The organism is Nitrosospira sp. NpAV, assembly GCF_000832065.1.
Lineage (GTDB): Bacteria > Pseudomonadota > Gammaproteobacteria > Burkholderiales > Nitrosomonadaceae > Nitrosospira.
In genome coordinates, this window is the sequence record NZ_JXQM01000014.1 from 86,165 (window position 1) to 103,531 (window position 17,367).

Annotated in this window: 13 protein-coding genes; 11 read left to right on the forward strand and 2 right to left on the reverse strand. The window is 50.2% G+C overall.

Going from position 1 to position 17,367, the window contains the following annotated elements:
- Positions 1-25 precede the first annotated feature (25 nt).
- Positions 26-1,708 (reverse strand): OprO/OprP family phosphate-selective porin, encoded by a 1,683-nt coding sequence (locus SQ11_RS09850; RefSeq protein WP_041513988.1) that lies wholly within the window; start codon positions 1,706-1,708, stop codon positions 26-28.
- A 276-nt stretch (positions 1,709-1,984) separates the two neighbouring features.
- Here SQ11_RS09850 and SQ11_RS09855 point away from each other — a divergent pair, with 276 nt between their 5' ends.
- The 10 genes from SQ11_RS09855 to SQ11_RS09900 all read left to right on the forward strand — a co-directional run bounded on the left by SQ11_RS09855 (position 1,985) and on the right by SQ11_RS09900 (position 15,393).
- Entirely contained in the window at positions 1,985-2,242 is a 258-nt protein-coding gene (locus SQ11_RS09855) for a DUF2024 family protein (RefSeq protein ID WP_004175790.1), read from the forward strand.
- A gap of 283 nt (positions 2,243-2,525) precedes the next feature.
- Positions 2,526-3,320, forward strand: a complete 795-nt coding sequence (locus SQ11_RS09860; RefSeq protein WP_041513989.1) for a serine protease — start codon at positions 2,526-2,528, stop codon at positions 3,318-3,320.
- Positions 3,321-3,561: 241 nt separating this feature from the next.
- The gene (locus tag SQ11_RS09865; protein ID WP_232297960.1) at positions 3,562-4,047 is read left to right on the forward strand and encodes a DNA-binding response regulator; all 486 of its coding nucleotides are present in this window, start codon (positions 3,562-3,564) and stop codon (positions 4,045-4,047) included.
- Between the two features lie 28 nt (positions 4,048-4,075).
- Complete coding sequence (locus tag SQ11_RS09870; RefSeq protein ID WP_041513990.1) at positions 4,076-4,741, forward strand: response regulator transcription factor; 666 nt, start codon at positions 4,076-4,078, stop codon at positions 4,739-4,741.
- A 782-nt stretch (positions 4,742-5,523) separates the two neighbouring features.
- Positions 5,524-6,879, forward strand: coding sequence for a TIGR03013 family XrtA/PEP-CTERM system glycosyltransferase (locus tag SQ11_RS09875; RefSeq protein ID WP_232297961.1), 1,356 nt, complete (start codon positions 5,524-5,526; stop codon positions 6,877-6,879).
- A gap of 22 nt (positions 6,880-6,901) precedes the next feature.
- On the forward strand, positions 6,902-8,983 hold the full coding sequence (gene prsK, locus SQ11_RS09880; protein ID WP_041513992.1) for an XrtA/PEP-CTERM system histidine kinase PrsK: 2,082 nt from the start codon (positions 6,902-6,904) through the stop codon (positions 8,981-8,983).
- Positions 8,984-9,180: 197 nt separating this feature from the next.
- Positions 9,181-10,533, forward strand: coding sequence for a PEP-CTERM-box response regulator transcription factor (gene prsR, locus SQ11_RS09885; RefSeq protein WP_041513993.1), 1,353 nt, complete (start codon positions 9,181-9,183; stop codon positions 10,531-10,533).
- Positions 10,534-10,587: 54 nt separating this feature from the next.
- A complete protein-coding gene (locus tag SQ11_RS09890; RefSeq protein ID WP_041513994.1) occupies positions 10,588-12,174 on the forward strand; it encodes an acyl-CoA ligase (AMP-forming), exosortase A system-associated in 1,587 nt (528 codons plus the stop codon).
- Entirely contained in the window at positions 12,171-13,406 is a 1,236-nt protein-coding gene (locus SQ11_RS09895; RefSeq protein ID WP_041513995.1) for a pyridoxal-dependent decarboxylase, exosortase A system-associated, read from the forward strand. Before SQ11_RS09890 ends, SQ11_RS09895 begins: the two co-directional genes overlap by 4 nt.
- Positions 13,407-13,560: 154 nt before the next feature.
- Entirely contained in the window at positions 13,561-15,393 is a 1,833-nt protein-coding gene (locus SQ11_RS09900) for an asparagine synthetase B (RefSeq protein WP_232297962.1), read from the forward strand.
- A gap of 289 nt (positions 15,394-15,682) precedes the next feature.
- Here the strand turns inward: SQ11_RS09900 and SQ11_RS09905 are convergent, their stop codons facing one another.
- Positions 15,683-16,660, reverse strand: a complete 978-nt coding sequence (locus SQ11_RS09905; RefSeq protein ID WP_198140835.1) for a helix-turn-helix domain-containing protein — start codon at positions 16,658-16,660, stop codon at positions 15,683-15,685.
- Between the two features lie 418 nt (positions 16,661-17,078).
- On the opposite strand from SQ11_RS09905, the gene SQ11_RS09910 reads away from it, so the two are divergent.
- A partial coding sequence (locus SQ11_RS09910) for a cytochrome P460 family protein (RefSeq protein ID WP_041513997.1) occupies positions 17,079-17,367 on the forward strand: 289 nt, incomplete at its 3' end.

A 17,367-nucleotide genomic window follows, 5' to 3' on the forward strand; every position in this document is an offset into this window, starting at 1 on the left:
TTTTGGACGTGACAGTCCTGCTGTCTTAAAAATCGACTTGAACCTGTGTCAGGAAGGAGCTCAAATCGGCGTTATTGAAGCCGGCGGTACGAGCGATGGGAGATCCGCTTGTATCCACGTTCAAGACGTAGGTAATGTTGTTCTGGATTTTGACATGCGTGTGGGGATACCAGTTCAAGCCAAACCTGACCATATCCATTTTTCCTCCTCTCACTACCCCGCTATTCAGATTAATATAATCATAACCGCCGGCTATTTCCCAAGCTCCCCAGCCCGAACCGCTCCATTGAAAATTCTGTTTGGGCTTTATTCGATTCGCGGCGCCATTTCTGACGTGGTAGGCTTTGGATTCGCCGGTTAAAAAGTAACTGAGAAAACCATAATAACCGGTAAAATGCTCGCCGTCATAGCCCTGCCCATTTATATTGGTTCGCAAATACTCCGCCTGGGCCGAAAAGGGGCCGTGAACCAGCCAGCCCTCCGCACCGAAGCGGTCGTAACTCTCTATCCGGCGCGAGCCTGGCGCGCCTCTGTTCCCGATGCTTAGGTTGCCGGTATTCAGCACGTTGGTGCGATCCACATTCGTTCCGGGAAAGGCAAAAAACGCCATTCCGCCACCCCCGCCGGTTTGATTGGGCCCTACATTGATCGTGCCATCCGCCTGATATTGCGTATTAACGCGGGTGTGCCCCGCCGAAATACCCACATGCAAAAATTTGGTTTCATCCTCCATCCACGGTCTTCCCGTTATCCGGCCGATACCTTCCCAGCCGGAGTCACCTGCTCCATTGTTGCGGCTATTGTTACCGGCGGCATTGACGGTGGTGGATGCGGCGGACCAGGCTCCAACCGGTTCGGTCTGAAAAGCCACTCCAAATTGGAACCGCGGAACCGCATAGTTGGCGCCTATACCGGTTTTATAGGTGTTGGGATTGTCAACGAACGAATTGACCGACATGTGACGCTCAATAAACGTGAGAAAGCGATTGCTGGCGGCCTCTTCCAGGCTGAAGGGTTCCTTGAATGAGCCGACTTTTACCGAAAATGGCTTGTTTACATTCAGGCGCACGAAAGCATCGGTTATGCCGGACTCCACCGAACCATTGCCCCGGCTGAAGTCATACTCGAATTTGTAATCCCAGATCTTGTAAAAAGTGCCTTCAACACCCAAACGGGCACGACGAAGCGTCATGCCACTATTCAATTCATTAGGCAGGTTGCTGCCCGTGGCGGGTAAAACATCATTGATGAAGTTATATTGCGAAGCCGCTTGCATCCGGCCATTGATCGCAAACGTAAAATTACCGTCTTTACTTGCAAAATGCGGAGCGCCCTCATGAAACTCAATGTGAACTTTCTCGTTTTCCTTGACCCGTTCTTCGAGCGACGCAAGATCGCTGGTAAGCCGTGCCCCCATCATCTTGGCCTTCAATTCGATATCCCTGCGAACCGCGGTTAATTCCTCCGCGCTGGTTTTGTCCGCGGCGATTTCTGTTGTCTTATCCGCGGTGTTATCCGCCGCCTTGTCTGATGCCTTCGCCGCCGCATCCTGTCTCACAAAAGAACCCATGTGGACCCGCCCAGGCCCGGGTTTTGCATAAATTTGTTCAGTTTTGGTGTCGACATACAAGTCGATGGCATAGACCCCGGAGGACACACCCGCGCCTAAAATGGCAGCCATTGCTACGGCAAGCTTGGATAATTTCATCTGATCACTCTCTTTCCGGTTGTTTATGAAACTGAACCGTCGAGAATAGTGGAGAGAAATGTCGGTTTTATTGCGGTTTTATAACAGTTTTGTGACAAACATGATGAATTGGAACTATTAGGCGCTCAGCCATGCCGGGATTCGGCGACGCCTTACTGGAAAGCGTCCGCATTTCACTTTTTTCGCCGCCGTGATAGTCTATGGGTTAATCTATTCGGATTATTTGAGAATATCTTAACTCTTCCCCCAAATTCCCCTAACCACCAAAGGATTGCTATGGAAATTCATGTATATGACACTTATGTCAAAGCAAAAGACGGTCACACCATGCATTTTGATGTATTTACAGCGGTAAAGGACGATAAAAAGGCGGTCGAGTATGCAAAGCAGTGGCTGACTTCAATCGGTGAAGGCGATGCGACGGTGACCAGTAAGGAATGTAGTTTTTGCCACAGCCAAAGCGCGCCCAATAATGTTGCCGATGCAATTAACAAGGATGGTTATTTCATCTATAAGATGGAAGGTTGCAAGTAATCCTGGTCTCGCATCCAAGAAAATAGACTCCGAAAGGAGTGGGTTTATGCCTAGATTCAGCGGTTGGACGGATTGAAGTGCATCGTTTTGAAGTGCAGTCAAGGCGCAAAGACATGGATGGTCATTGGAATTGTAATGCAAACCATGTGTTGCAAAGCCGCGCAATCCGTTCCGCAACGAACTTATCAAAAAGATGAAGATCAGGTGGCGTAAAAAATATTTGTGGATCATCGCACAAAATTGCAAAATAAGTAGTCAAGCACCGAATTTGGATTAAAAGACTATGAATGCCTCGCGCGCGTTCCTGTCCTTCATCTTCAACTGTATCAAAAGCTTTGCAATTTTTGGGCTAGCGTTCGCTTCCCCACTCCGGGCGGCTGACGTTGTCAAGACTATCGAACACATCAAGCCATCGATTGTTGGGGTAGGAACCGTTCAAAGGACACGCTCACCACCGGTTAATATATTGGGCACCGGTTTTGTGCTGGACGATGGTCTTCATGTAATTACCAGTGCTCATGTCGTTCCTGAGGTGCTGGACATCGCAAACAAGGAGTCATACACGGTAATTACCGGCAAGGGAAAAGAGCCGGAACTCAGAGAGGCGACTATCGTTACGGTCGATAAGGAGCATGATCTGGCTTTGCTGAGAATCAGCGGTGCAGCTTTACCGGCCATGGAGATTGGCGATGCCGGCAAGGTTCGGGAAGGGCAGACCCTGATTTTCACAGGATTTCCAATTGGCATGATTCTGGGATTCTATCCAGTCACGCATCGGGCCATGGTTTCCTCGATTACGCCGATTGTATTACCCGCGCATAACTCAAGGCAACTCAATGCAAAATTGATTGGACAGCTGCAAAAAACTGCTTATGTGGTATTTCAGCTAGATGGCACCGCCTATCCGGGTAGCAGCGGGAGTCCACTTTACGATCCCGTAACCGGGGTTGTATACGGCGTCGTTAACATGGTATTCGTAAAGGGTAGAAAAGAAGCGGCGCTCAGCAACCCCAGTGGCATAACCTATGCTATTCCCGGAAACTACATTCGTGACCTATTACTGCGCAAACAGCAATAAATGAAAAATCCGAGCTTGAATCCGAAAAGTTGCTTTTAGCTTTTATAATTAATTTGACCGGTGTAGTCTTTTGATTCGCCGGCTATTAAATCTCAGGTATAAGGTACGATATCATTGTCGAAAGCGTTAGAGGCCGTTTCCTCATTGATTGGAACGAAAATGGCTTGGAAGTTAACAGCGGTAAAAAATGGAACTGGCTTAACTGCCTTTAATAATGATGAATGAGCGGGAAGGAGAAATCATGCAAACAGTTACTGTAGCGATCGCCGATACAAACCCGGGAAGACGTGCAAAACTGGAACAATCCCTGCGAGGCGGGCAAGGCATCAAGTTACTTACAAATGTTATGCCAGATGGAAGTGATGCGTCGATTGACCATCAGCTTGAGTCAGATGCGGACATGACAACAATCGAAGAAGTGGTTGCAAGAATCAGTCAGCTCAGACCCCGTATTCTTTTTATCAATTTCGATCAGTCTACCGAATGGGATTTTGCTTTGTTAGGGGCTTTACAGCGGGCATGTCCCGAGACACTTGTGGTGTTATTAACCGATAAATCGGCGCAAGATGAGCAGATTTTAGAGGCACTGGCTAATGGCGCGCGCGGTTGTTTGAACCATGAAGCGGATCCATTCTATTTTTTAAAGGCTGTGCGTGTGGTGGATAAAGGCGAGATCTGGGTGACACGCAAAATGCTTGCTAAAATGATGGACAAGGTATTGCACTAATCATGAATATTGATGATGGGAGACATACTTGATCTTGCTTGCGAGTCCATCTCAGGATGACCTATTCCGCTGGGAGCAGGGTGTACGTGGTCTTGCTCCTGTTTTCTGTTCAACCAATCTCGATTCGGTCAGGGGTGAATTGGTACGGATAAAGCCGCAAGTTCTCCTGCTTGATCATAATTTACCTAAGCTGGATGGCCCGAATGGCATTTCAGGTCTGATGAAATTGAATCCGGACACCAAGGTAATTATTTTGAGCCCTGCCATTTCCGATGAGATCGAATGGGGGTTATTCAGGACGGGTATAAGAGGTTGTTGCAGAGCTGATATTGAGCCGGAGCAGCTTAAAAGCGTTGTTGAAGCTGTTCAGCAAGGTGAATTGTGGATTCGGCGAACACTCAGCTGGCATCTCCTGAACGAACTGGTGATGATTACGCAGGAGAAGAACAAAATCAAGCAAGCTGTCAGCGATTTGCTTGCAAATCTTACGCGGCGTGAATATGAAATCGCCACGCTTGTGGGAGACGGCGAATCCAACAAACAAATTGCACGGCGGTTAGACATTACCGAGCGCACGGTGAAGGCCCATTTGACGGAGGTTTTTCGTAAGCTGGACGTTGCTGATCGGCTGAAACTGGCGTTAATCGTGAAGGGTTCCATGCCACCCCCGGATCCGGCGAGTTTAGGACACTAATATAATACCGGGTCCTTCATTTTCCGGTCCGTATTCGCGTGTCCGGCCTTCAAATATCCGAGCTTCTCTAATTTTTAAGCTGCTTTGCCGTTCCGACAAGCCCTGTTTTAGCGTCACTCATTCCCATCATTGCTGGATGGTCGTGCTGCCGGTGAAGAAATAAGGATTGCAGAAATTCTTCAACCCGGAATTCATTAGAGCGCGAGATGATGGCGGACAGATTGCGAGACAGTTTTGCTGGTTGGGAGAGAGCCGTCCAACGGATATCTGAGGCATATTCTGGTTCAATTTACCCATTTCTCGATTGGCGTACTAAAGTCCAATTGTTCTTGCCGGTGAAATTGATATGATGCGAATATGGTCTGACGCAAAGAGGGTTAATCCTGGCAGCTGTTCCTTAAAGGAAGTTATCCCCAGATCAGAATCGTGCACATATAGGATAGTTGCGCAGTTCTAAAAAATGCACGAGCCGCCGAACAGGATTGTCTGGGTTAAACAGTTTCTGAAGGAAAAATCCGCTCGGATTTATTCAGAGTATGCATTAACCACTCTTTTGCATGACGGGCAGGTGCAGCAAGATTCAGAAATTCCCGGATTGGCGTATCCTACACTGCAAAGTTGAACCTTATGCCTGTGCCTGCTAGCGGGTCACGCGCCAGGTACTATTTCGCGGCTAGGTAATAAGAACACCAGAATGCGGCAGCGGTGCCTATCGTCCACAGGCGCCAGGAGGGTCAAAATTGCTTCGTATTTATAATCATTACATTTCCAGAACTACAGTCTTGCTTATCAGTACAGAGGTTTTTGTGCTGATGATTGCTTTTTATCTGGGTACGGGGCTTCGTTTCGTTAGTCAAATCGAGTCGTTGCCTTTTTCCCTCTCCTCCCTGTTTCTTGTGGCGGGCACTTTCACTTCCGTCATGATCTTGAGTATGGCGGCAATGGGGATGTATCAACTGGATTCCCGGCCGGATATTAAAGACACCTTATTCCGTCTCATGCCGTCGATGCTGCTGGGATTCGGAATCATGACCCTGATTTTTTATCTGCTGCCCGATCTTTATTCCGGTCGTGGGATATTAGGGCTGGTGATGCTTCTTGCTTTGTCAGGGATTCTTCTGACGCGAGCGGCTTTTCTTAAGTGGTCGAGCCTGGGAATTCTGGAGTCGAAGGCCATTGTGTTAGGCATAGGCAGTAGGGCAAAGGAATTCGTTGACCAGACTAAAAAAGATCCTCACCACAGGGGATTCAAAATCATCGGTTTTGTTCCATTGTCGGATGAAGAGCTCCACGTGCCGTCTTCCGCTGTTTTACCGAGGGTGGAACCCTTGATATCCTTGGTTAATCGATACAATGCAAGGGAAATCGTTATCGCGATTCAGGAACGGCGTGGCGGCGGCTTTCCTATCCAGGATCTGCTGGAATGCAAGCTGAATGGAATTAAAGTAACGGATTCGGCCGCTTTTTTCGAGCGCGAACAAGGTCAAATCCGGGTAAATTCCCTTTATCCAAGCTGGCTGGTTTTTGGTGGGGGGTTCGATCAGAGTCCTCTTAGATCGGGCATTAAGCGTGCATTCGATCTGATCGCAAGCGGACTTCTTCTGCTTATCACGCTACCTGTCATGCTTGTTACCGCCCTCTGCATTCTTATTGAGGACGGCGCACCTGTATTTTACCGGCAGGAGAGAGTCGGAAAAGGCGGGAGAACTTTCATGGTTCTAAAGTTTCGCAGTATGAGAAATGACGCGGAGAAGAGCGGAAAACCCCAATGGGCGGCGGCAGACGATCCCCGAACAACCCGCGTGGGCAGGATTATCCGGAAACTGAGAATTGATGAGCTTCCTCAGATATTCAATGTCTTGAATGGCGAAATGAGTTTTGTTGGTCCTCGTCCGGAAAGACCCTATTTTGTAAACCAGCTCTGCACGGAAGTTCCTTATTACAATGTAAGGCACAGCATCAAGCCGGGGATAACAGGATGGGCCCAAGTTCGCTATGGGTATGGGGCCTCGTTGGAAGATGCAATCGAAAAGCTTCAGTATGATTTGTATTATGTGAAGAACCACAGTTTGTTCCTTGACGTCATAATCCTGATAGATACCGTCGAGGTTGTTGTGCTCGGCAAGGGCGGGAGATGATTCTCGGGCGCGGCAATAGACCATGCTGACCAGTATCGCGACAGCCAGTTACTCAGTGTCGGCGGCGGCATATTTTCTTTTGGCCATGCTCCTGTTAACCCGCTGGCGGGGCCGGTTACACGGAATCGTACTACCGGTCGCGTGCGTGTTTTCCGCCCTTTGGGCGGCAACCCTTGCTTATCAGGCAAGTCGCCCCCCTTCCCTTTCACTCCTGACGGATGTCGTGGAGATCCTCAGAAACGCAGGGTGGTCCGCTTTTCTGATATTGCTGCTTGGACCTTTCCGCCAAGTGGAGTCCTCTTCAGTCTCCAGGATTAGACCGGTTTTAGCGGTTATCGCAGCACTCTATCTGGCATGCCTTGGCGTGGCGTTCTACGCTCATGGAGACTTCAATCCATCGTCCCATCAAACCATGGATTTTAGTAATAGCATCGTTGGAAGCGTGGCAATGGCAGTCGTTGGCATGATTCTGGTGGAACAGCTCTATAGAAATACGCCGATAAAACAGCGATGGGGAATAAAATTTGCCTGTCTCGGTATCGGTGCGATTTTTGCCTATGATTTTTATTTGTACAGCGATGCATTGCTGCTCAAGCATGTGAACCCCGAGATTTGGGCGGCGCGCGGGATAGTCAACGCCTTGGTTGTTCCGCTTATTGCCGTATCGGCTGCACGAAATCCACAATGGTCGTTGGGTATTACGGTGTCGCGCCGCATCCTATTCTATTCGGCTGCACTGTTTGGTGCCGCCATGTATTTACTGACCATGGCTGCAGCCGGTTATTACCTCCGTTTTTTTGGCGGAAGCTGGGGCACCGTCATGCAGGTCACTTTCCTGTTTGGCGCGGTGGTCTTGCTATTGCTGGTGCTGTTCTCCGGTACCATACGCTCTTGGCTCAGGGTTTCCATCAGCAAGCATTTTTTCAGCTACAACTACGACTATCGAGAAGAATGGCTGCATTTTACGCGCACGCTTTCGATGGGCGAACATGCACTGGGCGAACGTGTAATCCAGGCCCTGGCCCAACTGGTGGAAAGTCCTGGCGGCGGCCTGTGGATCAGCCGGGAATCCGGCAATTGCGAGCCCGTGACCCATTGGAATATGCCCATGGCCAGCGGACTGGAGCCCGTTAACAGTTCATTCTGCAAGTTTCTGGAGTATAAGGAATGGGTCATCGAGCTGGAGGAATATGCGACCAATCCGGAAAAGTACTCGGGAATCACTTTACCTCAATGGTTGCAAGCCATTCCCAAGGCATGGCTGGTGGTGCCGCTGATTCAGCACCGGAAATTGTTTGGCTTTGTCGTGCTGGCGGAGCCCAGAAGCAGTGTAAAACTTAACTGGGAAGTGAGTGACCTGCTCAAGGTTGCCGGTAACCAGGCGGCAAGTTATCTTGCGCAACACGAAGCGGCCAATGCGTTGCTGGTGGCGCGTCAATTCGAATCCTTTAATCGTATGTCAACCTTTGTCGTACACGATCTGAAGAATCTGGTTTCCCAGTTATCGCTTTTGCTTTCCAATGCCGAGAAGCATAAAAGAAATCCTGAATTTCAAAAGGATATGATCGAAACGGTATACTTGTCCGTTCAGAAAATGAAGCGCCTTCTAGAGAAATTAAGTAGTGACGACTCTTCGGAGAAAGCTGCACCCCTGTTCATTGACGGATTACTACAAGAGGCGGTAAAGAGTAAATCCATTGCCGAGCCCAAGCCAGTTCTTGAAGTACTGGACTCCAGCCTTGCGGTATATGCCAACTCGTCGCGTCTCGAGCGCGTCATAGGTCATCTCATACAGAATGCAATCGAGGCGACTCCGCGAGACGGCCAGGTTCGGGTTGGGTTGAGAGGAGAAAAAGGTTTCGCGATAATTGAAATAAAAGACACAGGACACGGCATGAGCGAAGAATTCATCCGTGAAAAGCTCTTCAAGCCTTTCGAAACAACCAAGTCAGCAGGTATGGGTATAGGGGTATTTGAAAGTAAGGAATATGTATCTGAACTGGGGGGAGAACTTGAGGTGGTCAGCAGTGAGTCGGATGGTACTATTTTCCGTGTAATCCTGCCGCTTCATCAAAGCGACCGTGCTACCCAAGTCATTACGTAAAGCCAACTTTTAGTTCTTAAGTTGATAACAAAGATAGCTTCTGATAATAGAAAAAGCCAGCTTTCCCTATGGCCTGATCAATTTGGAAAAGCGGTGGGATTCCGCGGCTTCTCCGCGGATGGGTCCTCTTGGAATCGTGGCAAGCTTGGGTGCATGTACATGAGGGTTCGGAAAAATGAAACGAATGAGAGGCATAAGTGAATCAGGATAAGAAGAGTCTGCTGGTGATCGAAGACGATCCCGGCTTGCAGAAACAGCTCCGCTGGAGCTTCGATAGCTATGAAGTACTGGTGGCGGGCGATCGTGAAAGCGCACTGACGCTGATTCGGCGATATGAGCCGGCGGTCGTCACGATGGATTTGGGTCTTCCCCCCGACCCGGATGGGGCCTCTGAAGGGCTGGGTACGCTAAAACAGATATTGGAGCTCGCGCCGGATACCAAGGTGATTGTTCTTACGGGTAATCAGGATCATGGAAATGCTCTGAAAGCGATCGGGATAGGCGCTTACGATTTTTATCAAAAACCTTTCGATCCCGAGATGCTGGGCCTCGTGGTGGAAAGAGCTTTCTATCTATATGCATTGCAGCAGGAGAATCGAAGATTATTGCAAACTCAGATAAATTTGCCCATAACCGGTATCATCACCCGCGATCCTGGAATGATCAAGGTATGTCGTAACGTGGAGAAAGTGGCGTCATCGGATGCCACGGCAATCCTGCTGGGCGAGAGTGGAACGGGAAAGGAAATTTTGGCAAGAGCGCTGCACCACTCGAGTGCCAGGCAGGGAAAGCGCTTCATGGCAATCAATTGCGCGGCGATTCCTGAAACACTCTTGGAAAGTGAATTGTTCGGCTATGAAAAAGGCGCTTATACAGGTGCAGCCAAGCAGACGCTGGGTAAGATCGAGCTCGCCAACGAGGGTACTTTTTTTCTGGATGAGGTAGGCGATTTGCCCATGCCGCTCCAGGCAAAGCTTCTTCGTTTCTTGCAGGAGCGAGTGATCGAAAGAGTTGGCGGACGTAAGGAGATCCCGGTGGACGTGCGGATTGTATGTGCAACGCACCAGAATCTGAAGAAATTAATAGAGGAAGGACGTTTTCGCGAGGATCTATATTATCGCCTGAGCGAAATCGTCATTACAATTCCTCCTCTACGTGAACGAGCGGGTGACGCCGCGTTGTTGGCGCATCACTTCAAGAATAAATTCCTGGTCCAGGAAAAACGTCCCTCACTGAATTTTAGTCAAGAGGCGCTTGCCGCGATTGAAAGCCATCCGTGGCCAGGTAATGTCCGAGAGATGGAGAACTGCATCAAGCGGGCCGTTATCATGGCCGACGGCCCCATGATCAGCGCGGAGGATCTCGGGTTGCAGACGTCGGTCGCGCCGATGGAACCCATTAACCTTCGTCAGATCCGGGAAAAGGCGGAATGCGATGCCTTGATGAAAGCGCTGGCGAGAGTGGATGGCAGTGTGGTCAAGGCGGCGGAATTATTAGGCGTCAGCCGCCCCACCATTTATGATCTAATGAACCGCTATGGGTTAAAGTAAGCAATTTTCTTCGATCACTTTATCTCGCAACCTATTTGATAAGCAGGTTTTTTGATGGCAGATCTTATTCACAAGCTCATTTTCAAGTCCGCAGATCACTTTCCAGACAAGGAAGCGCTGGTTTATCAGGGCAAGCGCATGGGCTATGCCGCCCTGGCCAAGATGGTTGACTCGGCTGGGAAGGCAATGCTTGCTCTGGGACTGGATCGAGGGGAACGCGTTGCGGTTTATCTGGAGAAACGTACGGAAACGGTCGCGGCACTTTTTGGGGCCACATCCGCTGGAGGTGTTTTCGTGCCAGTCAACCCGCTTCTCAAGCCGGAACAGGTAGTCTATATTCTTCGCGACTGCAACGTAAGAATCCTGGTCACTTCAGCCGACCGGTTGAAATCGCTCGCCCCGGTTCTATCGCAGTGCCATGATCTGCACACCGTGATGATGGTCGGCCCGGCAGCGATTGCGCCGGTCATTCCCGGCTTGAATGTCCTATCCTGGGATGAAGCTCTCGCCGCCAGTAAACATGCCAAGGCACATCATAGTATCGATAGTGACATGGCTGCGATTCTTTATACTTCCGGTAGTACCGGTAAGCCAAAAGGCGTGGTCCTTTCCCATCGCAATCTGGTAGCAGGGGCGACAAGTGTTGCTCAGTATCTGAACAACCATCCCGAAGACCGTATTCTATCGGTACTGCCCTTAAGTTTTGACTATGGGCTGAGTCAACTCACCACGGCCTTTCATGTTGGGGCGACGAGTGTCCTGATGAACTATTTGTTGCCGCGAGACATCATCGAAGCCATTGAAAAGGAGCGCATTACGGGTCTTGCCGCAGTGCCTCCCCTGTGGATTCAATTGGCTCAGTTGAATTGGCCGGCGAACATTTTATTGCGCTACATTACAAATTCCGGCGGCGCTATGCCGGGAGCAACTTTAGACTTGCTGCGCGGCAAATTTCCCAATACCCAGGTGTTTCTGATGTATGGCCTCACCGAGGCGTTCCGTTCGACCTTTCTTTCCCCGGAGGAAGTGGATAGGCGTCCTGACTCCATTGGCAAGGCCATCCCCAATGCTGAAGTGCTGGTGCTACGCGAAGATGGCTCGCTGTGTGCGGCTGGTGAGCCGGGAGAGTTGGTACATCGTGGCGCCCTGGTTTCCATGGGATATTGGAATGACCGGGAAAAAACCGCCGAGCGCTTTAAACCTATTCCTACCTGTCAGTCGGGGCTGACTATTCCGGAATTGGCGGTGTGGTCGGGGGATACGGTGCGGATGGATGAAGAAGGCTTCCTATATTTCATTGGCCGCCGCGATGAAATGATTAAAACATCGGGTTATCGTGTCAGCCCCACCGAAGTGGAAGAGGTGATCTATGCCACGGAACTTGTGGGAGAAGCTGCCGCCATTGGAATCCCTCATCCAGTACTGGGTCAGGCAATTATTCTGATCGTAACATCGCGGAAAGATACGAAACTGGACCCCGATGCGTTGCTGGCTGCTTGCAAGCTTCATCTTCCCGCTTTTATGATGCCGACCCGGATCGAAGTCAGAGAAGGTAATTTACCGCGCAATCCCAACGGCAAGATAGATCGTAAACTGCTTGCTCAGGAATTTCAGAATGTCTTCATGGAAAGCGGCACATGAGTAATAACCGCCCAAGACATGCCTCCGTGACGCAGTTTCCCATACATGATAACTGTCTCCAGATTGGCGGCATGTCTCTTACACGTTTGGCGCAGCGGGTCGGCAGAACACCTTTCTATGCTTATGACCGTCGGCAGATTGCCGGACGGGTTGCTTACCTGCGCCAGCATCTTCCCGCGGAGATCCACCTGCATTACGCCATGAAGGCAAATCCCATGCCTGCACTCGTGCAACACATGGCCAGCCTGGTGGATGGAATTGACGTGGCATCGGCAGGCGAGATGAGAGTTGCGCTGGATACGCCGATGCCACCGCATCTGATTAGTTTTGCCGGGCCGGGAAAAGGCCAGGACGAACTCACTTGTGCGATTGCCGCAGGCATTGTCCTGAATATGGAATCCGAACAGGAAATGGAGCGCATCGCCAGTCTGGGTACTCATCTTGGGATCCGTCCGAGGGTAGCGATTCGCGTCAATCCCGATTTCGAGCTTAAGTCCTCCAGCATGAAAATGGGTGGAGGACCCAAGCAGTTTGGGGTGGATGCGGAGCGCGTTCCGGCCATGCTCGCCCGAATCGGCGAGCTTGGACTAGATTTCGAAGGATTTCATATCTTCAGCGGGTCTCAAAACTTGAAGGCAGCGGCCATTCAGGAGTCTCATGAAAAGACCTTTCAGCTCGGCATCTCTCTTGCCCAGCATGCGCCGAGCCCAGTTCGCCTGCTGAACATTGGAGGCGGTTTTGGCATTCCTTATTTTCCAGGCGACGAGGCTTTGGATATAGCAGCAGTTGGCCAAAACTTGCAGCGTCTGCTACCCGAGGTAAAGCGGCAGCTTCCGGAGGCGCGCGTAGTAATCGAATTGGGACGATATCTGGTAGCGGAAGCAGGTATTTATGTATGCCGTGTGCTGGAACGAAAGATGTCTAGAGGACAGGTATTCCTGGTGACGGACGGAGGCCTGCATCATCACCTCGCCGCCTCGGGTAATTTTGGCCAGGTAATCCGCAAAAATTACCCCGTCGTTGTCGGCAACAAGGTGTACGGTAACGAACGTGAAATTGTCTCGGTGGTGGGTCCCCTCTGCACGCCGCTGGATCTATTGGCGGATAAGATGGAGATGTCCAGAGCCGAAATTGGAGACCTGATGGTTGTCTTTCAATCAGGGGCTTACGGTCTGACCGCAAGCCCTACCGCATTCCTCAGCCATCCCGCACCTGTTGAAGTACTGGTCTAGGCTGCTAGGCTGTCAGTCATAAAATGTTTATCTTTCTGGAAGATAATGCACGCCGTAGCCGCAAATATGGCATCAAATCATCATTAATCAAAAATAATGGAACGGTAATGTTGAGGAAAATGAGGGGGCTATTTTGAGCGGATTGTGTGGTTGGATGGGCTACGGCACTACCCTCAATGATAACGTGCAGCTTGTTCAGCGAATGGCTGGGCCGCTTACCCGTTTTGATGGCAGCGAGGCGCGGGTGCTGGCTGGGGGAAGCAGCGCCCTGGCAGTCGCCGCAACCGGCGACGGCGCGCAGGTTTATCAGAAAGAAGGGCTTCTCGTAGCAATATGGGGACGTCCCGGCTTTAGCGACCCCCGTCTGGCCCAGCTTGCGCGCGCTGAGGGCATGGTGAAAACTCTGGCCGACAATTGGCGAGAAAAAAGAGAAAAAGTCTTTGAGAGTCTGACTGGGGCATTTTCCCTTTGTATTCTGCATGAAAGAGAGAACGAAGCCATTGTCGCTATAGACCGCATGGGGATTCATCCGCTTTCTTTCCAGATTTCGGGTGAATGCCTGGTTTTTGGCTCATCGGCGGATGCCATCATTTTACATCCCCAAACAAGATCCGAGATTTGCCCGCAGGGCCTATATAACTATGTTTATTTTCACATGGTGCCCGGTCCCGACACGATTTATCAGGGACAAAAGCGTCTTCTGCCCGGCGAGTATCTGATTTACCGGAAGGGGCGGGCAGAGACTCATAAATACTGGGAAATGCGATTCCTGGAAAACGAGAAACGTCCCTTTCAGGAACTTAAGCAGGATTTTCTGGATGTATTGCGCTCAAGCGTGCGGGAGGCGATTGGAGAAGAGAAAGCCGGAGCTTTTCTCAGCGGGGGCACCGACAGTTCGACAATCGCCGGAATATTGGGAGAAGTCAGCGGTGAGGCGGCCCGCACCTACTCCATCGGTTTCGATGCTTCCGGTTATGACGAAATGGAATATGCGCGTATTGCGGCGAGGCATTTTTCCACTCGGCATAAAGAATACTATGTTACTCCTGATGACATAGTGAGTGCTATTCCACAGGTTGCAGCGATTTTCGATCAACCCTTCGGTAATTCTTCCGCCATTCCTGCTTTCTATTGCGCGCGCATGGCTAAAGAGGACGGCCTGAGCAGAATGCTGGGCGGCGATGGCGGAGACGAGTTATTCGGCGGCAACGTGCGCTACGCCAAACAACATCTTTTTTCTCTTTATGAACAAGTGCCTTCAGCGTTGCGCAAGGGAGTGGTGGAGCCGCTGGTTTTTGGTGTGCCAGGTGGAGCTGCCTTGCCTCTGGTGCGAAAGGCCCGCAGCTATATAGAACAGGCGTCGATCGCGATGCCGGCGCGTACGGAAACCTATAATCTTCTGGAGCGTTATGGTCATGGAGAAGTCTTTACCCAAGAGTTCCTGGCTACTGTCAATGCAGGCTATCCCGCTAGCCTCTTGAACGAAATCTATCATCAGACCAATGCTAACAGCCTGATAAACCGCATGCTTGCCTTTGATCGCAAGTTCACGCTTGCCGATAATGATTTACCTAAAGTGGCAAAAACTTGCGAATTGGCGGGAATGGATGTGGCTTTCCCCCTCATTAGCGACGAGATCACTGCTTTTTCTTTGCGACTTGAACCTCAGCTAAAACTCAAGGGCACAAAGCTGCGTTATTTTTTTAAGGAAGCGTTGCGAGGGTTTCTGCCGGAAGAGATCATCACCAAGCAGAAACATGGTTTCGGCTTGCCTTTCGGGGTGTGGCTCCAGCATCACAAACCATTGCAGGCCCTGGCTGCAGATAGCTTAAGCGATCTCAAGTCGAGGAATATTATACGCGCCGATTTTATCGACAAGCTACTTGGGCAGCACCTCGACGAGCATGCAGGCTATCATGGCACCATGGTTTGGGTTCTGATGATGCTGGAGCAATGGTACAGGCAGCGCGGAACTCACGGACAGTAACCCTCAAGCAGATCGATAGTCCTCTTCCCTCAATTGATCACCCCGGCATCCTGTTATGGCACGTTGGCAATCAAACGTGCTAAATTCAAGCTGGCGCAAGATTGAGATGTATTCGAGCCCTGATTCCATTGATTTAGTTTCTCAGGTTTGATTTTTGGGACGGCGTGTTTCCGGCGAAGATCGCCGTGTTCGCGGTGTCGATTGACGCGCTGGTGTCCTTGGCGTGCTTTAAAGCTCGAATCGGTCTTCACTTCTACAGAAGATCCTGGAGGGGCCTCGAACCTTAGAACTACGATGCTGACGAGTCGGGCAGTTCGCTCGCTTCGGCTCCTTCTGCCCTGCCCGACCGATTCTTCTTCTGCGCTTCCGCGCGGTATTCATTAGGACCGTTACCGTAGGCCTTCCTAAATGCGCGCACAAAACTGCTCCGGCTCCCGTAACCGCTGTTACCTGCGATTTGCTCGATGGTCAATTTTGTTGCCGTGAGCTGTTGAGCGGCTTGACGTAGCCGTAAGTCTCTCAATATATCCATTGGGGACCGTCCGATTAGCTCAGTAAACCGGGCGAAGAATGCAGACCGGCTCATGCAGGCGGTTTGCGCCAAGCTGTCGGACGTATGGTTGGCACCAGGGCGTGCGGCCATGTCTGCAAAAGCGCGTGTAATTTTTGAATCGCTCAAGATTGAGAATCGTTCAACCCAGACATTAAGTGAGCTCAGTGATCGGCGCAACAGCGCGACGATAACTTGCTTCATCAAAGCAGCGCTCATGGCCTTAGCGCCTACCTCCTGCGCGATAAGTTCTTTTAACGCCATTTCCAAACGCGTATCCAACATATCAGCTGAATCGAATTGTTCGACGATGGGTCCCGTTAGGTTCGCGAAGAGATCTGTTGCACTGCCATAGGAAGTGCGAAAGACGCCACAGATCAGCAGAACCTCCGGCGATTCCTCGTCGCCTGCAACAAATCGCCTGATTGTTCCACCTGAAATCGTTTGTCCTTTTGCTTGCGCACGACCATCTACAGTAATGAGGGGGAGGGATGGATTCTTTCCGGCTACTTCGATTCGAAACGACGACATCAGTGGAACGATAATTAATGTGTGTGGGACGATATCGATTGGCGGCTCATTGCCGACGATAAATCGCCCTTTTCCGGATAAGTTGTAATGGATGCCTGGCACGTTGATCCCGCCCATGTCCAGGCGATACCCTGAACTAACTAAACATTCTGTCAATGTGACGAAATTCACGTCCAAGGCGTTCATCAGACTATCGAGATCTGATGAGGAGATTCGCATTAAAGGCCGGTTACGCACAGCGACCATGCTTGCAAAAACAATATCGGCTCAAACGCATCATTTATCACAATGACATAGAGGTGGAATTGGCATTCCGGTGCGCGAAGTGGTTTGCGCTGGCAGAAGCATCATAGTACATCCTTCGCTTTTTAATCTCCCGTATTGTAACCAAAATAGAAAAGTCACCGAGCTGTATCTTGGACTTTAGGACCTATTTCTCGGACTAAAAGACATTTCACGCCTATTAAACTGCTAACAGCAATATTACTGGAAGGGAGTTCAGAAAAGCGAAATACCAAGAATCAGTAAATTGCTTTACGAAGGATCACCGAAATAGCTGCAAAGACGTGAATCCACCGAATCTTATAATCGATAGGAGAATTGAATGAGAATTGACAAATATTTAACCGGTTTATTGATCCTGGCTGCCTTGGGATCTTCCTTAACGTCTGGCAGCGTTTCTGCTAAAGAATACTTCACTATCAAAAATAACGTGTTGGAACGCCCTACGGGATTTCGCGAATGGGTTTACGTAGGTACGCCTCTCACCCCAAATGATATGAATAACGGAAAGGCCAATTTCCAAGAATTCCATACCGTTTACATTGACCCTGAGAGCTGGGAGCACTGGAAAAAAACAGGTAAATTTCGAGACGGCGCCATACTCATCAAGG